Annotated in this window: 18 protein-coding genes; 6 read left to right on the top strand and 12 right to left on the bottom strand. The window is 71.1% G+C overall.

Going from position 1 to position 16,510, the window contains the following annotated elements:
- Positions 1–121: 121 nt before the first annotated feature.
- The 4 genes from ACWDR3_RS42900 to ACWDR3_RS42915 form a co-directional block, all read right to left on the bottom strand.
- Positions 122–3,376 carry a P-loop NTPase gene (locus ACWDR3_RS42900; RefSeq protein WP_450358054.1) on the bottom strand — a complete coding sequence of 1,085 codons (3,255 nt, stop codon included), beginning with the start codon at positions 3,374–3,376 and terminating at the stop codon, positions 122–124.
- A gap of 19 nt (positions 3,377–3,395) precedes the next feature.
- Entirely contained in the window at positions 3,396–3,725 is a 330-nt protein-coding gene (locus ACWDR3_RS42905; RefSeq protein WP_450358055.1) for a trypco2 family protein, read from the bottom strand.
- 94 nt (positions 3,726–3,819) lie between these two features.
- Positions 3,820–4,269: an ATP-binding protein gene (locus ACWDR3_RS42910; protein ID WP_450358057.1), complete on the bottom strand. Its 450-nt coding sequence runs from the start codon at positions 4,267–4,269 to the stop codon at positions 3,820–3,822.
- Between the two features lie 30 nt (positions 4,270–4,299).
- Positions 4,300–4,446: a hypothetical protein gene (locus ACWDR3_RS42915; RefSeq protein ID WP_450358058.1), complete on the bottom strand. Its 147-nt coding sequence runs from the start codon at positions 4,444–4,446 to the stop codon at positions 4,300–4,302.
- Positions 4,447–4,617: 171 nt separating this feature from the next.
- Between ACWDR3_RS42915 and ACWDR3_RS42920 the strand changes: the two genes are divergently transcribed.
- Positions 4,618–4,908 (top strand): DUF3040 domain-containing protein, encoded by a 291-nt coding sequence (locus ACWDR3_RS42920; protein WP_450358059.1) that lies wholly within the window; start codon positions 4,618–4,620, stop codon positions 4,906–4,908.
- 10 nt (positions 4,909–4,918) lie between these two features.
- Here ACWDR3_RS42920 and ACWDR3_RS42925 read toward each other — a convergent pair whose 3' ends face one another.
- The 5 genes from ACWDR3_RS42925 to ACWDR3_RS42945 all read right to left on the bottom strand — a co-directional run bounded on the left by ACWDR3_RS42925 (position 4,919) and on the right by ACWDR3_RS42945 (position 8,877).
- Complete coding sequence (locus tag ACWDR3_RS42925) at positions 4,919–6,214, bottom strand: alpha/beta hydrolase (protein WP_450358060.1); 1,296 nt, start codon at positions 6,212–6,214, stop codon at positions 4,919–4,921.
- Positions 6,215–6,279: 65 nt separating this feature from the next.
- On the bottom strand, positions 6,280–7,155 hold the full coding sequence (locus tag ACWDR3_RS42930) for a LuxR C-terminal-related transcriptional regulator (RefSeq protein ID WP_450358062.1): 876 nt from the start codon (positions 7,153–7,155) through the stop codon (positions 6,280–6,282).
- A 55-nt stretch (positions 7,156–7,210) separates the two neighbouring features.
- Positions 7,211–8,218: a zinc-dependent alcohol dehydrogenase family protein gene (locus tag ACWDR3_RS42935; RefSeq protein WP_450358063.1), complete on the bottom strand. Its 1,008-nt coding sequence runs from the start codon at positions 8,216–8,218 to the stop codon at positions 7,211–7,213.
- Positions 8,219–8,332: 114 nt separating this feature from the next.
- Positions 8,333–8,710 (bottom strand): ArsR/SmtB family transcription factor, encoded by a 378-nt coding sequence (locus ACWDR3_RS42940; RefSeq protein WP_450358065.1) that lies wholly within the window; start codon positions 8,708–8,710, stop codon positions 8,333–8,335.
- Between the two features lie 29 nt (positions 8,711–8,739).
- Positions 8,740–8,877 (bottom strand): hypothetical protein, encoded by a 138-nt coding sequence (locus tag ACWDR3_RS42945; protein ID WP_450358066.1) that lies wholly within the window; start codon positions 8,875–8,877, stop codon positions 8,740–8,742.
- Positions 8,878–9,104: 227 nt separating this feature from the next.
- Between ACWDR3_RS42945 and ACWDR3_RS42950 the strand changes: the two genes are divergently transcribed.
- Positions 9,105–10,481 carry an MFS transporter gene (locus ACWDR3_RS42950; RefSeq protein ID WP_450358067.1) on the top strand — a complete coding sequence of 459 codons (1,377 nt, stop codon included), beginning with the start codon at positions 9,105–9,107 and terminating at the stop codon, positions 10,479–10,481.
- A gap of 72 nt (positions 10,482–10,553) precedes the next feature.
- Here ACWDR3_RS42950 and ACWDR3_RS42955 read toward each other — a convergent pair whose 3' ends face one another.
- The 3 genes from ACWDR3_RS42955 to ACWDR3_RS42965 all read right to left on the bottom strand — a co-directional run bounded on the left by ACWDR3_RS42955 (position 10,554) and on the right by ACWDR3_RS42965 (position 13,124).
- Entirely contained in the window at positions 10,554–10,985 is a 432-nt protein-coding gene (locus tag ACWDR3_RS42955; RefSeq protein WP_450358069.1) for a cupin domain-containing protein, read from the bottom strand.
- Between the two features lie 11 nt (positions 10,986–10,996).
- Positions 10,997–11,821, bottom strand: a complete 825-nt coding sequence (locus ACWDR3_RS42960; RefSeq protein ID WP_450358070.1) for a phosphoenolpyruvate hydrolase family protein — start codon at positions 11,819–11,821, stop codon at positions 10,997–10,999.
- Between the two features lie 79 nt (positions 11,822–11,900).
- On the bottom strand, positions 11,901–13,124 hold the full coding sequence (locus ACWDR3_RS42965; RefSeq protein WP_450358072.1) for a Tm-1-like ATP-binding domain-containing protein: 1,224 nt from the start codon (positions 13,122–13,124) through the stop codon (positions 11,901–11,903).
- A 114-nt stretch (positions 13,125–13,238) separates the two neighbouring features.
- Between ACWDR3_RS42965 and ACWDR3_RS42970 the strand changes: the two genes are divergently transcribed.
- From ACWDR3_RS42970 to ACWDR3_RS42985, 4 genes are all read left to right on the top strand, one after another.
- Positions 13,239–14,633: an aminotransferase-like domain-containing protein gene (locus ACWDR3_RS42970; RefSeq protein ID WP_450358073.1), complete on the top strand. Its 1,395-nt coding sequence runs from the start codon at positions 13,239–13,241 to the stop codon at positions 14,631–14,633.
- Between the two features lie 115 nt (positions 14,634–14,748).
- Positions 14,749–15,132, top strand: coding sequence for a YybH family protein (locus ACWDR3_RS42975; RefSeq protein ID WP_450358075.1), 384 nt, complete (start codon positions 14,749–14,751; stop codon positions 15,130–15,132).
- Between the two features lie 57 nt (positions 15,133–15,189).
- Entirely contained in the window at positions 15,190–15,843 is a 654-nt protein-coding gene (locus tag ACWDR3_RS42980; RefSeq protein WP_450358076.1) for a YdcF family protein, read from the top strand.
- Positions 15,844–15,926: 83 nt separating this feature from the next.
- Positions 15,927–16,382 (top strand): ATP-binding protein, encoded by a 456-nt coding sequence (locus tag ACWDR3_RS42985; RefSeq protein WP_450358078.1) that lies wholly within the window; start codon positions 15,927–15,929, stop codon positions 16,380–16,382.
- Positions 16,383–16,510: the final 128 nt, after the last annotated feature.

Here is a 16,510-nt window from a genome sequence, read left to right on the forward strand (position 1 = left end):
TCCTCCCCCGGCAGCAGGGAGAACACGGCCCGGCCCTCGGCCACCTCGTCGAGCGTGAAGTCCAGCGTGGCCGCGACGGGCGGTGCCGGGAGCCGCCGACGGGGTCCACGACCCCGGTGTCTCAGGCGTCCTCGGTCGTGGGCCGCTGTGTCAGGAGCCAGGCTCGGACGTCGAGTGCCTTCTCGATCTCCGGGTCCTGCGCGGCGTGGTCGTTCTCCACCTCCGCGATCTGACGGCGCAGGCCGACGATTTCGTCGAGCGCCGTGATCGCCATGTCGTGCCGGTCGGCATCGATGCAGCACTGGGCGTAGCTCTCGAAGCTCCCGACCAGGTCGTGCACGTACGCCTCCGGCAGCGCCTGGGCGAGCTCCACGCGCAGCAACACGCACTCGGCGAACAGCGGCAGTGCCGTCTCGGCCGCGCCGGCGGCACTGATCTGGAGGCCGAGGTCGTGCAGGCTCAGGGCGAGGTCCACGTTGTGGACCTCGGGTGACCGCTCGGCGAGAGCACGCCTGATCTGCACCGCCTCGGTCATCGCGGTCAGCGCCTCGGCGGGCCGGTCCGCCTGCCGCAGGGCGTGCGAGAGGTTGTGCAGAGCGCGGGCGAGATCGTTCTCGTGGACACCGGGGCGGGACTCGGCCAGCGTGCGGAACAGATGTTCCGCCTCGGTGATCGCGGCCAGCGCCTCCTCGTGCCGTCCCACATCGCCCAGCACGATCGCCATGGTGTTGAGGCCGATCGCCAGCCCCGGCACATGGCCGTCGGGAAGAAGCTCGGCGAGGACACGGCGGATCTCCACCGACTCGCTGATCGCGGCCGGGGCGTCCTCGTGCAACCCCAGCCGGTTGTAGCGGTTCGCGAGGTTGTGCAGGGCGTCGGCGAGGGCGGGGAGGCAGGCCGGTTCCTCGTCGGCGAGGCCGCGCAGCAGGTCGACGGCCTCGACGAGGGCGGTCAGCGAGTCCTCGTGGCGCCGCATGGTCGCCAGACAGCTCGACAGGACGTTGAGGCTGCCCGCGAGGTCGAGCGCGTACAACTCCGGTTCCTCGGTGGTGAGTTCACGGAAGATGTCCGCCGCCTCGGTGACGGCTTCCAGTGCCTCCTGATGCCGTCCGGTCTCCCGCAGCCGGTGGGCGAGGCGGTTGAGGCCGAGGGCGAGTTCCGCGCGGGCGGACGCGGTGGGGCTGTCGGCGACACGCCTCAGCAGGTCGACGCCTTCGGAGACGGCTTCCAGCGCCTCCTGGTGGTGTCCGGCGTCGCCGCGCCAGTCTGAGAGACCGAGCAGCGACATCGCCAGGGCCACGGTGTACCGCTCCGGGTCGTCCGCCGCGGCCTGCCGGTAGTGCGGGACCAGGGCTTCGGCCAGGTCGAGCCCCACTCCGGAGAGCACTTCGGTCCGCTCCGGCAGGGAGTTGCCGAGCACACGCAGGAGTTCGACGTCGTCGGACTCGCGCGCCACCTGTGTCAGGGCCGTCAGCAGCGGTGCCGGCGACTCCACCTGGGTGGCCACGGCGATCGCAGCCGGGGCCAGTGTGCGCGCGTGGTCGACGCACCAGCGGGTCAGTGTCTCGGCCACCCCCGGTCCGAGCGTCCGGTGCGCGGCTGCGCGGGCGCACACCGTCAGCAGCGAGGCCGCCTCCTCGTACCCGATGTGCCGGATCACCGCCTCCACGGCACGGCTGCGGTCGCGGTCGAGGACGTGGCGGCCCACCAGCCGTTCGGCGAGCCGGTCGGGTTGCAGGCTCCCGAAGGCCGTGTGCCGGTCGGCCGCGGGGTACAAGGCGGTCAGCCAGGCCCGTACGGCGTCGAGCCGATCCAGCGGTTGGTCGGAGAGTCCGGGCACGCGGGTGAGGAACGCGTCGACGGCCTGTCGCTCGGGTGCCCCGATGAGCGCCGCCACGGCGAGGGTGTCGATGAGCGTGGGCAGGCTCATCCCCGGCAGCAGGCCGTGTGCCCGGGCCAGTGACTGCCAGTGGCGGCGCTCGTGGTCGAGCACGCGGTCCTCGGGCCCGCGGGGTGTTCCGCGGGGCGGTTCCTCGGGCGGGTGCGTGGCGTCGAGCAGGTCCGCCAACGCCGTCATCTGTACGGCCAGGACGGTGCGGTCCTCCGGTTCCGTCCGGCGCTCCGCCCGGCCGAGCCGTGCGGCGGCGGACGCCCAGTCGGCGTCGGGTCCGCCGGGCAGGTCACGGAGGGCGACGGCGTAGGCCTCGACGGACTTCGTGTACAGGTCGACGTCGTTCGGCTCCAGCAAGGGCAGCCGGTGCACGACGGCCGGGTCCGTGAGGTCGGCGACGGCGTCCCCCGAGGCGGCCAGTTCCTGCCACCAGTCGCCGACGGTGCGGGCGAGCAGCAGCACCTTGACGTGGCGTTCCCGGCGCGTGAGTTCGCCCAGCAGCGCGGCGAGTTGGTGGACGCGGCCCTCGGCGTAGTCGACCACGACCAGCGTCGGCACGACCACGTCGGCGATCACCGACAGCTGCTCGGCGGTGGCGGTGGCACGCGGCCATACGACCGCCCAGCCGTCCTCGGCGAGCAGGTCGCCGAACCGCTGGGCCAGACGCGTCTTGCCCTGCCCGCCGGGGCCGTGCAGCAGCCACACGGCGGTACCGGGGAGTGCGGCCCAGGCCGACAGCTCGTCCAGCTCCTGGTCCCGGCCCAGGAACGGCACGACGGCGCGCCGGGCGGTGAGCAGTCCGGCGGGGGTGACCGCGACGCCTCCGCCCGGCGGCAGATCGTCCACCTCGCGCAGTTCCACACCCCGGCACTCGGGCGATCCGCCGTGCTCGGCCAGTCGGGCCCGGAACCGGGGATCGCGCAGGAGCACGTACGCCGGTACGGCCTCCAGCGCGGCGTGCGCCCGCCCGGCCGGGTCCGCGGCGATCACGCCGGTCAGCAGATCGCCGCAGAACACGGCGGCACCGGACAGCCCGCCCCACGGCGACGGGCCGTCCGGAGGATGCCCGTCCAGCCGCATCACATAGCGGTCGCCGACCATCCGGTCGCCCGCGTTGAGCCGCCCGGACAGCTGACTGACGTCCACGGGCCGACCCGGGCGCTGCACCAGGTTCGGCACGCCCCAAGAGGTGCAGGGAATGCCGGTGCGGTGGGTGACCGTACGCCCCCATGTCGCGGCTTCACCGGCCGGCGCCCAGTGCGGATCGTCGATCAGCACCAGGGCCGCGTCGTCCCGCCCGCCGTGCGTACCGCACCACACGACGGTCCCCGCGAACTCGCCGGGCCGTCCGGGTCGGAACACCGTGACCGCACGGCCCTCCGACCGCCCCACATGACCGGAGGTCAGAGCCAGGCGCGGGCCCACGAGGTAGCCGGAGCCGGGGCCGTCCGAGCCGGTGACCGCCACCACCGAGTCCCAGTTCACGTACGTGCCTCCGGGGCGCTCATCGCCCGATGTGGTCCGACACGTCACCCGGACCGGTGGCCCGCCGCACGTCGCCGCCCACCAGGAGGTCCCTGCCGTCGGCGCGGCGCGGGGTGAGCGAGAGGGTCACCCGGTGCGTCCGGCCCCGCGACACTCCCGCCTCGGCATCGCCGGACACCACCCAGGCCTTGAATCCGGCCTTGGCTCTGGCGTCCGACCGCAGCTCCACGGCTAGTTCGAGCTCGATCGTCCCGACCTCGAACACCACTTCCTGCCCGGCTCCGCGTGCGGCGGCGGTCAGCAGTTCGTCCCGCAACCCCTCGACCGCGTCGGCCAGTTCGATGTCCACGCCCGTGCCTCCCCGTTCCCGACTGAGCAACTGGTCGGAACTATAGGGTCCTTACACGGATACCGGCGTGTTCCGGCCGTGGCCGCACGGCGACCTATCGGTGTCGTGACGGCGGCGAACCGTCCGCCTCCCGCGCCGTGGCGCCAGGCACGCGGAAACACGCGCTGACCGACTTTCCGTGCGGGCAGGAGTGCGCCTCCCACGTGTCGGCCACGGCGTCCACGAGGAGCATGCCGCGGCCGCCGAGGCTCTCCGTGTCGGCCTCCCGGGGAACGGGCAGCTCCCCGGACTTGTCGTGCACGGAGACATGCAGGCACTGGTCGTCACAGATCATCACGAGCTGGGCGCTGCTGTGGGCGTGCCGGTGGGCGTTGGTCACCAGCTCGGACACGGCGAGCAGGACCGCGTCCACCGTCTGCGGCGCGGCGGCGGTCCACCCTCGCGCCTCCAGATGCGCGCGTGCCCAGTCGCGTGCTGTCTTCACTTCGCTGTTCAGGGGCAGCGTGCGTGCCCAGCCCACTGCCCGGAGCGACGAGCCGTCCACGGCGATCCCTCCTCGTTGCGGCGAGTACGGTCAGCGACGGGCGAAGAACTTCCCGAACAGGCGCCGGACTTGGGACCTGCGCCGCGGGTCGGCGGCGGCTCGACGTGCCTGTTCGGCCAGCCGTCGCCCCTGAGGGCTCGCGGCGAACTTCTTGATGCGATCCGTCGTGCCTGCCATGACGCTCCTTCTTCGAGACACCGTGCCTGGATCTGTTTCGGGTACCCCCGAAAGCCCGGAACACCGGCTCGGTCCTGTCGCTGAACCCTTCCGCCGGAAGGCGTCGGTCGGCTCTTTCGGGGAACCCGTCAGGTCGTCGGCACCCAGGCCGGGACGAATGAGGCGCTCACCGTGGAAAACCGCAATGACCCCAACGCCGTTGTGCTGCCGTCCCACGAACGACTCACCCTGTTGCGTATCGAGGCGCATCTGCGGGAGGACCGTCGGCTCACCCGGCGTATGCACCACCCGGGCGGCACACCGTGGCTCCCGCTGTCGGTGGCCGCCCTGACGTGGGCCTCGCTGCTCCTGCTCGTCGCGGGAATCCTCACCTCGGCCCCCGCCGCCCTGTGGTGCTTCGCCGCGCTGTGGCCCGTCACCCTCCTGCTGGCCTTCCGCCTGCCGCGGCGTCCGACCCGCTGACCGGGGTCCGTCAGCCCCCGATGTACTCCCGGAGCCACGGCAGGGTCAGTGCCCGTGTGGCCTTGGTGCCGATGCCGGCGGAGACGCTGTCGTAGGCGTGATCCATGAAGGGGAGTTCGACGTAGTCGTGGGTGACGCCTGCCGCGGTCAGTTTGTCGGCGAAGGCCTCGGTGTGGTCGGCGAACACGAGGTGGTCGCGGGAGCCCTGGAGGATCAGGGTCGGCGGGGTGTCCTCGCTGATCTGGTTCGCGGAGTCGACGGCTTCGTAGCGCTCCGGGTACTGGGCGGGGTCGCCGCCGACGTACCGGTCGCCGGACTCCTCGCCGTACGCGCTCTCGCCCACGGAGGTCGAGAGGTCGACCACGGGGTAGGCGGCGATCACGGCGTTGACCTTGGGCAGTTGGCCGGCGGTGCCACAACTGGGCTTGAGGGCGCCCGAGTTGGCCTTGTAGGCGACGTTGATGGCCAGGTTGCCGCCCGCGGACCCGCCGAAGGTGGCGACCCGGTCCAGGTCCAGGCCGTACTCGGAGGCGTGTGCGGTGGCCCAGGTCATGGCGCAGCCGACGTCGGCGTCGGCGGTGTTCCAGGTGTGCTCGGTGGCGGTGGCCAGCCGGTAGTCGACGTCGAGGACGGCGTACCCCTGGTCGGCCAGCCAGCTGGTGTAGACGGTGGGGCCGCGGCTGCCGCTGATGAAGCCGCCGCCGTGGATGCTGACGACCAGCGGGGCCGCCGTCTCCGACGCGCCCTCGGGCAGGTACAGGTCCGCCTTCATCGGCTCGCCGCCGAGGGTGGCGTAGGTGACGGTCTTGTCGGGGCCCCGGCCGACCCCGCTCGCGGGGGTGGTCGGCGAGAACAGAAACCATTGGCCGGTGGCGCCGTGCACGGAGAACACCTGCACACCGGTGGTCACCAGGGCCAGCAGCAGAGTTGTTCCGCTGATCGCGGAGAGGGCGAGGGGCAGCCGTCGCCGGCCACGGCGGCGCAGTACGAACACGCCCGCGGCCAGGGCCAGGGCCGCGAGGACGAGGCTCCAGGAGCCGAGCGCGTCCCGGGCTATGCCGACGACGAGCAGGAGGATCTCGACCGGAAAGACGTACAGGAGCGGCGACCACCAGCCGACCGGCAGCACGGCCAGGAGCTGACCGAGCAGCAGGAACAGGGCGAGGATCAGGGCGGCCACCAGGAGCGTGCCGCGGGCGATGCGGCCGACGAGGGCGCCGCGCGACCTCGTGCGGCCCGTCCGGCTTCGTCCTGGTGGCGGGGGTGCGGCGGCGGCGGTCGCGGAACCTTCGAGGTCGTTGCGCATGGCGGATCGTGTCTCTCGTGGTGCTGACCAGAGCGGAACTGACAGCGGTTGAGTGGGGGTGACGATCAGCATGGGAGCTTGCGCATGCTGGAGGTGAGGCTCGACTTCACGGTCTCGGCGCCGATGCCGAGCTTCGCGGCGATCTCCCGGTTCGTCGCACCGAGCGCGACCTCGGCGAGGATCTCCCGCTCCCGGGCGGTCAGGCTCGCGCAGGCCGCCTGTCGACGGTCCGGCGCCGCGGCCCCGGACGGATCGGCCGGTGCGCCGTCCATGGCCTCGTCGGTCAACCGCCGTACCAGGGCGTCGAGTTGCCGCCGCTGAGGTCCGTCGGGGATCGAGGACGCGATGTGTACGAGTTCCGAGCAGATGCCGACGAGCCGACGACGCTCGGCCACGCTCGTCGTCGACTCCCCGGCCGCACGGACGCCGTCCGTGACCGTCCCGCCGGCCGCCGCCCGCAGGTTCTCCAGGCGACGGCTGAGGGACAACTCCTCGGCCAGGTCCCGCTCCAGGGCCCGTACGACCGTCATCACATCGCCGATGACCCGGTCGCCGAATACGCACTCCTGGCGCAGGCCGCCCCAGAGCACGCCGCGAGGTCCGCGGGGCACCCGGATCGGGACGGCGAAGGAAGCGCGGATCCGTTCCCGGCGTACGGCGTCGTCGTAGTCGTGGGTGATCCCGCCCGCACGGCAGTAGTCCTGGACCTGTTCCGGCCGGGCCAGGAGCATCGCCTTGCCGCCCAGTCCCGCGCCGACGGAGATACGCAGATCGCGCAGGCCCTCGGTGGTCACGCCCACGAGCCGGTCGATGACGAAGTGGTCGGCGTCGGCGGCCATGAGAGCGCCCACCGCGAGATCGACGCCAGCCACCCGGCGCACGTCGTGGAGCAGCAGGTCGAACGCCGACGACTGCGCTGCCGTGACGGCGGGATCGCTCATGAACTACCCCTCCCGGACAGCTCGGTTCGGGCCTGCTCCAGACCGACAGTCCGGTCTAGACCGTAGCGTCGTCGTGGGTGACGGTGACGACGATCTTGCCTACGTGGCCGTTGACCGCCATGTAGCGGTGGGCCTCGGCGATGTCCGCGAGGTCGAAGGTGCGGTCCACGACCGGGATGAAGGAACCCGAGGCGAGACCGGCGTTGACGAACGCGACGGCGCGGCGCAGCCGTTCGGGGTCCGTGGTGATCTCGAAGAGGGTGTACGTGCTGCTGGTCAGCGCCGGGTAGGAGTGCGCGTTGGGCAGCGGGGTGGTGCGCTGGTCGAGGGCTCCGTAGACGACGAGGAAGCCGCCGGGGGCGATGCCCTGGGCGATGGTCTCGACGCCGGGTCCCGCGATCGGGTCGAAGGCCAGGCGGACGCCCTCGCCGTCGGTGATCTCCTTGATCCGGGCGGGCAGGTCCTCGTCGTCGGTGACGACGACATGGGCCGCGCCGGCGTCCAGGAGGCGCTGCTTCTTGTCCGCGCCGCGCGTGGTGGCGATCGGGATCGCGCCGATGTGGCGGGCGATCTGGAGGGCGGCGAGGCCCACGCTGCTGGAAGCCGCCGTGATCAGGACGTGGTCACCGGGACGCACCCGGCCGCTCTCGGCGAGCGGGCCGTAGGCGGTGATGTAGGCCATCCACACGGCCGCGGCCCGGTCGGGGGCGAGGTCCGTGGAGCGAGGCACGACGGCCGAGGCCGGCACGACGACGTGGTCGCCGTAGGTGCCGTAGTCGCGTTGCGAGAACGCCGGCACGACCGCGACCGGGTCGCCCTCGGCGAGACCGTGCACGCCCTGGCCGACCGCATCGACCACGCCCGCGGCCTCGTAGCCGAGTGTGGAGGGGAAGACCGGCTGCTCGAAGTAGGCGCCTTCGCGGAACATGATCTCGGCCCGGTTCAGACCGATCGCGTCGACCCGGATCCGCACCTCCCCCGCGCCGGGCACGGCCGCTTCGACGTCGCGAAGGGTCAGGACCTCGGGGCCACCGAGCCGGTCGAACTGTACGAGTTTTGCCATGGCGCATCCGTCCTGGGGGCGGGGGTGAGGGAAGTACACCGAACGCGTCCGGTGCCGCTGCTCACCTTGCCCCAAGGTTCGATGACCGTCAAATCTCGACCGCCATCGAACTAATCACTCGGCGGAGGACTTGGCTGAGGACTTGGCGGCGGACTCGGTGGCGGACTCGACGGAGGCGGCCATCACCGCGGACAGCAGGCCGGGGAACCGCTCCTCCATCTCGTCCGTCCGGAGCGTGTTCATCTTCGACGTCCCGATGTAGTACTGCCGGACCACACCGGCCTCGCGCAGCACGTTGAAGTGGTGCGTGAGCGTCGAGGCCGACACCGGAGCGTCGAAGGTGCCGCAGCTCAGGTCCTCACCGGCCCGCACCAGCTGGGACACCACCATGCGCCGCACCGGGTCCACCAACGCCTCCAGGACCTGCTGCAGGGAGACCTCCGACAGTTCGGGGTGCTCCACTGTCCGGACGGCGGTACGGGGGCGGGCCACGGTGACTCCTTGCGATGACGTCGATGCGCTCAGCCCATCGTACGACCGCCGTCGAAAAGGCTCCGGCGCCCATGACCCGGCACGTAGCTGCCCAGGAAGCCGAACATCAGCGATTGCGGGCGGCCCGCGGCTGTCGTGATCCGTTCGTCCTCCTCTTCGATTCTCACGCCAAGAGGGTGGACGAGGCGAGCAATGTTGGTCACAATCCTGACGCAGAGCAGAATAGTGCCCTACTTTCAGGCCTCGGCCGATCGGCCGCACACAAACACCGGGCGCACCTCGTCCCCACTTGCCGCGAGCGCCCCGTGCCGGACGGACATCCCCGTCATCCGCCACAGAGGTCCCACCCGCTTTCGGGCCGACCCGTCTCAGTGACAGCAAGGGAGTTCACGACATGCAGGCCGCTTCTCCCCCACAGGCAGCGCAGGATCCCTCGCAGTTGCGCCGGGCGGTGACCTCCAGCTTCCTGGGGAGCGTCATCGAGTACTACGACTTCCTGCTGTACTCCACCGCGTCGGCGGTGGTCTTCGCCCACGTCTTCTTCTCCAACCTCAGCCCCGTGGCCGGCACCCTCGCCAGCTTCACCACCTTCGCGACCGGCTATCTGGCCCGGCCGCTGGGCGGGATCGTCTTCGGGCACTTCGGGGACCGGATCGGCCGCAAGCGGATGCTCGTGGTGACGATGTCCCTGATGGGCATCGCCAGCTTCCTCATCGGCGTCCTGCCCACATACGGCCAGGCCGGCACGCTGGCACCGGTCCTGCTGCTGCTCCTGCGGATCGTCCAGGGCGTGGCCGTGGGCGGTGAGTGGGGCGGCGCCGTCCTCCTGTCGGCCGAGCACGCCACGAAGCGGCGGGGACTGTGGGCGAGCTTCACCAACGCGGGTGCCCCGGCGGGCATGGCGCTCTCCACGGTCGTCCTGTCCGCGACGTCGGGCGCCGTCGGCGAGGACGCCTTCCTCTCCTGGGGCTGGCGCATCCCCTTCCTGCTGAGCGTGGTCCTGCTGGCCGTCGGCCTGTTCGTCCGGCTGCGCGTCACCGAGACACCGGTGTTCGCGGAGGCGGAGAAGCAGCAGGAATCGGCACCGCGCCGATCCCTCCCCCTGTTCGACGTCCTCCGCAACCACCCCCGAGTGCTCCTCCTGAGCATCGGCGTCGGCCTCTCCGCCTTCGTCTTCCAGGGCACGGTGACCACGTACATCATTTCGTACGCGGTCCAGGGCGGCTTCGCCCGGCAGACGGTGCTCAACAGCCTTGCCGTCTCCTCGGCGTTGGCGATGTTCGGCATCATCGGCTGGTCGGCACTGTCCGACCGCTTGGGCCGCCGTCCCGTGGTCATGGCGGGCGCACTCGCGGTCGGCGCCTACGCCTTCGCGCTGTTCCCGCTCGTCGACACCGGCAGCACGGCCCTGCTCGTACTGGCGCTCATCCTCGGCCAGTCGCTGGTGCACCCGATGATGTACGGCCCGCTCGCCGCGCTGTACACGGAACTGTTCTCCACCCGCAGCCGCTACACCGGTGCCTCCCTCGGCTACCAGATAGCGGGACTCGGCGCCGGCTTCGCCCCGCTGATCTTCACCGAGGTGCAGGCCGACGCCGGTGACGGGGCGACGCTGATCATCTCCGCGATCATCGCCGCGTTCTGCCTGGCGACCGTGGCCTGCCTGGCGCTGCTCGGCGAGACCAGCCACACCGATCTCGCCGGCCTGCCCACGGATGCCCCGGCCCAACTCCCGGTCAACGGCCAGGCGGAGGCCGCTCAGGCTTCGTGAGCTTCCGCGAGGGGTGTGGTGAGGCGGACGGATGCGGCCTCCGGCTCGCCTCCCACACTCGGTCGCCGCGGCTCAGCGCGCCCGTTCCCAGACCGGCGCGGCGCCCGGGGTGAGCAGGCCGTAGTCGGGGGCCTCCCGCAGGGCCAGTTCCGCGCCGCCCGGAGAGTAGATCGCGATGATGCGCAGTTGCCGCCAGCCGGTGTTGAAGGTGGAGTGCGGCGTCCCCTTCGGCACGAACACGAAGTCCCCCTGCCCTACGGGGAATTCCCCCGAGTCACCGACGGTCTGGACCCCCTCGCCGTCGATGAAGTAGAGGACCTCGTCGGAGTTCGGGTGCGTGTGGCGGTCGTGCCCCTTGGTTGGGTTGATGATGACCTCGCCAGCCGTGACGGGCGCTCCCGTGAAGAGGGCTGCGCTCACTCCCCACTTGATGCTGCCCCAGTCGAAGACCTCGGTGGACAGTTCCGAGGGCACGGTGTGGGCCCCCGCCTCGATTGCGTTCACGGTTCCTCTCCTCATCGGACGTCGATGGCCTTGAAGTCCTCGGTCTGCTTGCGGATACCGGTCTCCGTGGGCAGGCGTTCGATCGAGCTCGCGCCGAAGAAGCCCACGATCCCGTCCGTGTGGCTGAGTACGTACTGGGCGTCCGCGGGGTCCGCGATGGGGCCGCCGTGGCACAGGACGAGGATGTCCGGGTCGACCGCGACCGCCGCGTCCCGCATCGCCTGGATCCGCTCGACGCACTCGTCCAGCGTGAGCGCGGTGTGCGCGCCGATGGTGCCCTTGGTGGTCAGGCCCATGTGCGGGACGAGGACATCCGCGCCTGCCTGGGCCATGGCGGTGGCCTGGTCGGCGTCGAACACGTAGGGCGCGGTGAGGAGTTCGCGTTCGCGCGCGGCCGCGATCATCTCGATCTCCAGGTCGAAGCCCATCCCGGTCTCCTCCAGGTTCTGGCGGAAGACGCCGTCGATCAGTCCGACCGTGGGGAAGTTCTGCACGCCGGCGAACCCGGCCGCCTTGACCTGGTCTAGGAAGCGGCCCATCACCCGGAACGGGTCGGTGCCGTTGACGCCCGCGAGCACGGGCGTGTCCTTGACCACGGGAAGCACCTCGTCCGCCATCTCCATGACGATGGCGTTCGCGTCGCCGTAGGCCAGCAGGCCCGCGAGGGAGCCCCGGCCGGCCATCCGGTAGCGCCCCGAGTTGTAGACGATGAGCAGGTCGATGCCGCCCGCCTCGGCCGACTTGGCGGAGATGCCCGTACCGGCACCGCCGCCGATGATCGGCCGGCCGGCCGCCACGGTCTTCCTCAACCGTCCGAGCGCCGTGCTCCGGTCCATGATCGCGTTCCTTTCCGCCCACGCACATGCGGGCACCAACTGCTGGTCCACACAGGCCAGTTGCTTCGATTCGGGACCGTCACCGGGGCGAGGTGATCAGCCGGTGCAGATGGCGGGCGGCGTCGCGCCCGAACCCGGGGTCGTTGATGTGCTGGTCCACCTCGACGAGTTCGGCCGACGACCCGGTGAGCGCACCGCGCACCGCGGAGAACAGCTCTTCGTCGGCCGTGGCGTCCCGGAACGGGCCGCCCTCCTGGTCGATGCCGCTCACCCCGCGCAGCGGAAGGAGTACGGCGACCGGTCCGCGGGCGCGGGACACCTTCGCGCCGATACGCCGGCCGAGTTCGGCGTTCTCCTCCGGCGTGGTCCGCATCAGCGTGACCGTCGGGTTGTGGACCAGGAAGGTCCGGTCGTCGAAACCGGCGGGCACGGTCTCCCGCGGCCCGAAGTTGACCATGTCGAGGGCGCCGAGCGAGACGACCTGCGGGATGCCCTGCTCACCGGCCGCCTCCAGTCGGTGCGGCCCGGCGCTGAGCACTCCGCCCGCGAGATCGTCGGCGAGTTCCGTGGTGGTCAGGTCGAGCACGCCCGCGAGCCGCCCGTCGCGGGCGAGCTTCTCCAGTGCGCGTCCTCCGGCGCCGGTGGCATGGAACACGAGGGGTTCGTAGCCGAGGTAGGCCAGCTCCGCGCGTGCCTCGTCGGCGGCCGGTGTGGTCAGACCGAACATCGTCACCCCGACCAACGGCCGCTGCTCCTCCGCCGGTGCATCGCGGCGGGCCTCCTGCGCCGCGGCCATGGCGGCGATCGCGGCGGCGGCGTTGCCGAAGACCTGCTGGGAAAGGGAGTTGATGCCGGCTACGTCGACGACCGAGTGCATGAGCGTCACGTCGCTCTCGCCGACGTAGGGCGAGACATCGCCCGAGGCCATCGTGGAGACCAGCAGTTTCGGCACCCCGACCGGCAGGGCGCGCATCGCGCGGGACGCGACCGACGAGCCACCCGAACCGCCGACGGCGAACACCCCGTCGAGCCGGCCCTCCGCGTACAGCGCGAGTGCCGTCGCCGCGGCGCCGGCGGCCATCGCCTCCATGGCCGCGCCCCGGTCCCGCGCCTTGCGCAGCACCGCGAGATCGGCCTGCCCGGCCTCGGCGACGCGCGCGGCGGTGACATCCGCGTCCGCGTCAGAGAACACGCCGACGTCGACCGTGACCGTGCTCGCCCCGTGGGCGCGCACCCGGTCCGCGATCCAGGCGTACTCCTCGCCCTTGGTGTCCATCGTGCCGATGAGAACGACCGTCGCCATCGTGCCTGCCTCCTGCTCTCCTTTGAGCCCTGTGCCAGGCATTGTCGCCACGCGGGAGGGTCCCTGAATGGTCCACTTGGGGCCGAGTGGACCAAGCTGAGAGGTGTGCGAGCGATGCGGACGAGCGAGGACGCCGAGCGGGTGGCCCGGCTCCTCGGTGTGTGGCGCGACAAGGCGCCCGTGAGTGTCCCGCTCCGGGACGCGCTCGCGGAGCTGATCGACGGCTCGTATCTGCCCGCCGGGTGGCGCATGCCCGGCCAGCGCGCGCTGGCGACCGCGCTGGGCGTGGCCAGGGGTACGGTCTCGCGGGCGTACGCCGAGCTCACGGCGAGCGGCCGCCTGAGCGCGACCCGGGGTTCGGGCACGTATGTCCGGGGTGCCGTCGGCCTGGTGCGGCCGGACGAAGGGCGGCTGACCTCGTTCGGTGACGGTGAGGTGGTCGTGGATCTCTCCTCCGGAGCGCTGCCGGGCTCCGAGCTGGTGGCGGGCGTGATGCCGGAGGTCGGGAGGCAGCTGCGCGAGCGCCACCTCCAGGACACGGGCTACCACCCCGCGGGCCTGCCGGAACTGCGTGCCGCGCTCGCCGCCCGCATCACGGCCCAGGGTCTGCCCACGCGCGCGGACCAGGTGATGGTGACCGCGGGCTCCCAGCAGGCCGTCTGGCTGATCGCGACTGCCCTCGCCGGACCCGGCACGTCGACCGTCGTAGAGGACCCCAGCTACCGAGGAGCACTGGAAGCCTTGGCCGCGGCGGGTGGCCGCCTACGGGGAGTCCCCTTCACCCGAACTGGCATGGATCTGAACCTTCTTGAGGCCGCCGTCGCCGACGCGGATCTGCTCTACGTACAGACCGCGCTGCACAACCCGACCGGCATCCACATGCCGGAGGCGCAGCGCCGAGCCCTCGCCGACATCGCGGCCCGGCACGGCACGCTCGTGGTCGACGACCAGTCGCAGTCGGAGCTGGGCTGGTTCCGCTCCGACCCGCTGCCGGGGCTGGAACGGATGGCCGACCCCGAACGGCTGCTGGTCGTCGGCACGTTGTCGAAGCTGTTCTGGGGCGGGCTGCGCGTGGGATGGGTACGAGGTCCACGGGAGATCATCGGACGGCTCGCGGCGCTGCGCGGCGGCATCGACCTCGGCGGCCCGATCGCGGACCAGTTGGCGGCGCTGCAGCTGCTGCCTCAGGCGGATCGGCAGCGGGAACTGCGCCGCGCGTTCCTGGCACGGCAGTTCGACGTCACCGCGGACATCCTCCGTACCGTGCTGCCCAGTTGGCGATGGAGCACCCCGGTGGGCGGATCAGGCCTGTGGACCGACACGGGCCAGGACGCGGTGGCCCTCGCACAGCGCGCCCTGGCACGCGGAATCCGCCTCACCGCCGGCCCGGCCTTCTCCCCGCACGGCGGCCACCGCACCTTCGTACGACTGCCCGTATGGCACCCGCAGGGCCGATTCGCCGACGCGGCGCAGGTCATCGCCGAGTTGGAGAGCACCCGGTCTCCGTGAAGCGGCGCCGCGTGCCGACGCTGCACGTTTCCGGAACGGCAGATCGCCATGTCCGTACTGATCTAGCCTGGCGCGATCTCCGAGGAACTGCGGCCGCTGGCAAGGGTGGGGCACCGTGACGCATCAGGTATCTCTGGAAGCCGAACTGGCCTCGTTCATGGGCGAGTACGAGCGGGCCAACAACAGTCATGACGTCGAGCGGGTCGTGCCGTTCATCGCCGAGGACGCTACCTACTGGTTCACCGATGGCTCGTATCAGGGCATCGAGGAGATCCGGTCCGCGATCGAGAAGACGTTCGCGACGATCGTCGACGAGGTGTACGAGGTCCGGGATCTGGAGTGGCCCGTGCTCGGTGCGGACGTCGTGGTGTGCCGTTATCGGTTCGCCTGGACCGGCGTCGTCGACGGTGAACCGCGTTCTGGCCAGGGGCGGGGCACCAATGTCATCGTGCGGCGGGACGGCGGCTGGAGGATGCTGCACGAGCATTTGAGTTCCTGATCCCTCCTCGCGCTCAGCCGAGGGGGCGCGCTCGCGGAGCTGCCCTAGAGTCGCCGCATGCGACGAAGAACACGACTCGCGACAGCCGGGGTTGCGGCCGTGGCCTGCGGCGAGTGGTTGAACTGGCGCTGGTCCCGAGCGCTCGTGGGCGACAGCGCGGGCACATCCGAGGCCGTGGTCGTGCTGGGTTTCCGCAACCCACAGCCGACGGCCAACTTCATCAACCGCCGGCGGGTCCGTGCCGGCCTCCGTTCCATCGCCGCCGACCGTGCGCATGACACTCGCGTGATCTTCAGTGGCGGCGCGACCAGCGGCGGTGTTTCGGAAGCCCGGCTGATGGCCGACTACGCGACGTCGGTGCTCGGATTCAACGGCACAGTGGTCCTCGAAGACCGGAGTGCGACGACATGGGAGAACATCACGAACGTCATCCCACTGCTTGAGGACGTCGACCGCATCAAGATCGCCTCCCAGCCGGCTCACGCCCTCAAAGCCCGTGCGTACTTGCGGCGGCAGCGCCCTGATCTCGGCGAGAAGCTCGTTCGAGCCGACGACTACCGTCTTGGTGAGTGGATGGCGGCCAAACCGCTGCTTGCTCTGTACGGGCTTTGGACGCTCCGCGGCCTCAAGGCCGAAGAACGGAAGGTCTCTCCGCCCACAGCTCGACGTCGACCCGAAGAGCCGATCAATTCCAGCCTGAGGAGCATGTGACGATCCTCGACGGGTAACCGAGTGAACAAGGGGAACGAAAGGGACAAAGAGTGGAGCCAGTCGACGGAGCCGGCGAACGCCCGGTGCGCGCACGCGCTCTGGCGACGACGGTACTTCTGAGCGGTGAGGGCTCCTGCATCGCCCAGGCACGCGGGATCGCGGCCGATTTCCTCACCCGGGCACGGACGGATCACGGTGTACCCGTCTCCACTCGCGCCTTGGCCCTCACGCAACTCGTGGCCAGCGAACTGGTCACCAACGCCCACAAGTACGCCCCGGGCCTCGTTCGGATGGAACTGCGCATCACTGACAGCCAGGTGGAAGTGATCGTGCGGGACGGCGCCCGGGTCCGACCGGGCGTCCGCTCCATCGACCCGCACCGCGTCGGCCAGCACGGCCTGGAGATCGTCATGGCTGTCGCCGAGCGATTCCAGGTGGACCTCGAACCGTCCGGCAAACGCGTCACCGTCTGTATCGCCCTGTCCGATCCCCCGGCTGCCTACCCCGGTCGCACCACTCCGGCTGACCGCGCCCTCTGAACCTCGCCGTTCCCGGATCGGGCCCGCTCAGCACCGCGCCCTCGCGCGTCACGAACGAATTGAGGGACATGTTCTGCGCCTTGAAGGGCGCGACCTTCACGCCCTGCCGCACCAGCCACCGGCAGATC

The organism is Streptomyces sp. NPDC001002 (assembly GCF_053599215.1).